Consider the following 3,221-nt stretch of genomic DNA (forward strand, 5'->3'; position numbering starts at 1 on the left):
CAATAAAACAAGAAGGACAGGAATTCCTGTCCTCTTTGTTTATTCTATTCATGACAAGTTGGGAATCTTCCTATGTTTTGTCGCTTGTTCAAAAGCATATGCTAGTTTAATTAATGCCCCTTCACTAAAAGCAGCACTTGCAAGAGTAATTCCAAAAGGCCTCCCATTATCCATATATCCCGCAGGCATTGCTATAGACGGATAACCTGCTTTCGCACATATAGTAGATCCTATATAAGAAGGGAACAGTATCGCATCCAGGTTATATTTTTCCAACGCAAAATCAATACCTTGTTTTTGCGAAAAAAATATATCTTCTAATCTTGCGTTTAAATATTCTGGATTTCTTAACGTATTAGGAAAATCTGTTCTTCTCTCTAACTTAGTTTGTCCATATTTCAAAGCTCTTTCTGCTATATTTTCATTAAACTCTATTAATTCCAACATAGAATGTACTGGAGTGGTAGAAGGTAATTTAGAAAGATAGTTATCTAAGCTATGCTTCAATTCATAAAGCGGAACTCCCCAGCTCCATTCTCTATGAAAAGATGGAATATCAATATCTTCTACTATTGTCGCTCCCTTACTACGTAAAACTTGAATCGTTTCCTTAAACAATTTTTCATCGTATTCTCCAGATTCATAATAATCTTTTGACGCATTGCTAAATACACCAATCTTTGCCCCCTTTAAACCGTTAGCATCGAGGTAAGGTGTATAATCTTGATATGCCATTCCTTCACTTTTATGAGTAGCTACATCCTTCTCATCCACCCCAGTTAGACTCCCTAGTAAAATAGCAGCATCTGTTACCGTTCTAGCAAACGGACCGGCTGTATCTTGAGAATATGTGAACGGAATAATTCCTCTACGGCTAATTAAACCAACAGTCGGTTTAATACCTACAACCGAGTTTTGAACAGCTGGGCTCAAAATAGAAGCATCTGTCTCTGTTCCAACGGATAATACTGTAAAGTTAGCAGCAACTGCAACGGCAGACCCTGTACTCGATCCACCAACAAACATATCATCCTTTCCTGTGCCGTAAGGATTTATCGTTTGACCGCCTCTAGCACTATATCCAGCCCACATTTCAAAAGACATTCCATTTGCTAACTCTGTCATATTTGCTTTCCCTAGTATAATTGCACCTGCTTCTCGGAGCTTTTTAACAAGAACTGCATCTTCACTACTTATATTTTGTTCCAGGGCAATCGTACCTGCACTTGTATGCATTGAGTCATTCGTTTCAATATTGTCTTTAAGTAAAACAGGTATACCATGTAATAGGCCTCTTACACCTTTTGTCTTTCTTTCATGATCTAGCGCTTCTGCAATAAAGATAGCGTCCGGATTGATTTCTAAAATAGAATTGAGTTTCGGACCATCTTGGTCATATTTTGCGATTCTATGAAGATAATACATGACTAATTCTTTCGACGTTAATTTTCCTTCTTCCATTGCAGTTTGTATATCATGAATTGTTAATTCTTTTTGCAATAATGTATTGAACTGAATTTCCATTTTCATTCTCCTTTTATATACGACGTATATCTATTACTTTTTCATTTTCTCCGCTCCTCGCATAAACAACTACAATCCCTTTAAAGGACTTCAACTTACCAGTTTAAAAACCTTTAATTTCCAGAGAAATAAAAAGAGTCTGAAACGAATTCAATATCGCCTCAGACTCTTTTTATTATTTTACATATACCTCTTCTAACAAATGTAAAAACTCGCCTTGTTTACCCGCTAATTCAGGACATTTGTTAATATCAATCCACTCATAACAAAATACTAAACCTTTGTCTTCCTCACCGGCACTTACTATATGTTCCCACGTATCTTTCACATCTGTTAATAATGAAATGTGGAAAAAATGACGTTTTTGATATTCCTTTTTTTCTTTCATATAAATAATGTAATCAGAAAGGAAGCGTTCGATACAAAAATGGCGTAGTCCTGACTCTTCTTGTACTTCGCGTAAAATTGCTGCCTCTAACGTTTCCCCTTCATCTACTGTCCCACCTGGCACTTGGATACCAGCCTCTCGTATATCACGATGTTTAAAAACGAGTAGTTGCATAACCCCTTCTTTTTCTCTCGTAATATATGCATGTACCTTTTTCTTATATAACATCGTCATCTTAGCCCTCTCCCCTCAATTCATTACTGCGTTACTTCTTCAAGCGTCAGTTGGTTTTCATATAAATATGTAGCTTGCGGCTTCCCAACATACCGTACATGCCACGGTTCATAACGATAGCCGGTAATCCCTTCTTTCTCTTTCGTATATCGAATGACAAAACCAAACTTATGGGCATTTTCAGAAAGCCACTTTCCTTCTTTCGTCTCCCCAAAAACAGTTTCTAACTGAAACTTAGCAGATTGCGATGTAATATCCATAGCTAGTCCAGTTTGGTGTTCACTCGTTCCAGGAACCGCACTAGACATCGCTGTTTTCGCTTCTCCATCTTGTTTTTTATACATTGTATTTAATGCTTTTTGTCGATCAAAAGATCTAAATCCAGAGACTGCAAAAAGGAAAATCCGTTCCTTATCAGCTTGCTGAATCATTTCCTCAAGTGCCATCGCTGCCTCTTTCCTCATCTTTTTCTTCTCCTGATCACCTTCACTAGAGTAACGTACTTTCGGAACAACTAAATCTGGCGGTCTATACCCATCTGGTAAACGCCTATTTTTATTCACAAGTACAAGCATCGAATTTGGATTACTAATGACTGCGATATCCCCATCCATATTAGCAATCGTTTCTTTAGCTTTTGGGAATATATTGTTTACATTTACTTCCCGCGCCTCTTGCTCCTTGTACATCTTATAATTTATTCCTGCTACTCCAATGATCAGTATCATTGCTACGGTACCAAGTAGTGCCCATCTTTTTTTCATATAACGACCTCTTATTTTAATAATTTGGCCATTTCATACTCATCGATACCTTTTCCATCGATGATAAGAGCAGATTTTTTGACACCTTCTTGTGCAAATCCAATTTTGCTATATAGTGCCTGAGCTCTTGTATTGTGGGCCATTACCGTTAATTCTAAACGCCATACATCATGTAATCTTGCCCACTTCTCTACTTCTTTAAACAAACTCGTTCCAATACCTCGGCCACTATACTCTTGCAAAATACCAATTACAATGCCTGCCACATGTCTCTTTCTTTGAAAATCATTACCATTAGCTAAAATAAATCC

The 3,221-nt window shown here is 37.1% G+C and carries 4 protein-coding genes; all 4 read right to left on the minus strand.

Annotated elements, in window-relative coordinates:
* Nucleotides 1–48: 48 nt before the first annotated feature.
* The gene (locus AC1DTM_RS20995; RefSeq protein ID WP_016104632.1) at nt 49–1,524 is read right to left on the minus strand and encodes an amidase family protein; all 1,476 of its coding nucleotides are present in this window, start codon (nt 1,522–1,524) and stop codon (nt 49–51) included.
* 175 nt (nt 1,525–1,699) lie between these two features.
* The gene (locus tag AC1DTM_RS21000) at nt 1,700–2,146 is read right to left on the minus strand and encodes an NUDIX hydrolase (protein ID WP_002200751.1); all 447 of its coding nucleotides are present in this window, start codon (nt 2,144–2,146) and stop codon (nt 1,700–1,702) included.
* Nucleotides 2,147–2,169: 23 nt separating this feature from the next.
* The gene (locus AC1DTM_RS21005) at nt 2,170–2,910 is read right to left on the minus strand and encodes a M15 family metallopeptidase (protein WP_477000786.1); all 741 of its coding nucleotides are present in this window, start codon (nt 2,908–2,910) and stop codon (nt 2,170–2,172) included.
* An 11-nt stretch (nt 2,911–2,921) separates the two neighbouring features.
* Nucleotides 2,922–3,221, minus strand: a 300-nt coding sequence (locus AC1DTM_RS21010) for a GNAT family N-acetyltransferase (RefSeq protein WP_477000787.1), incomplete at its 5' end; no start/stop codon positions are given.

Source organism: Bacillus sp. P4_D3 (assembly GCF_056401855.1).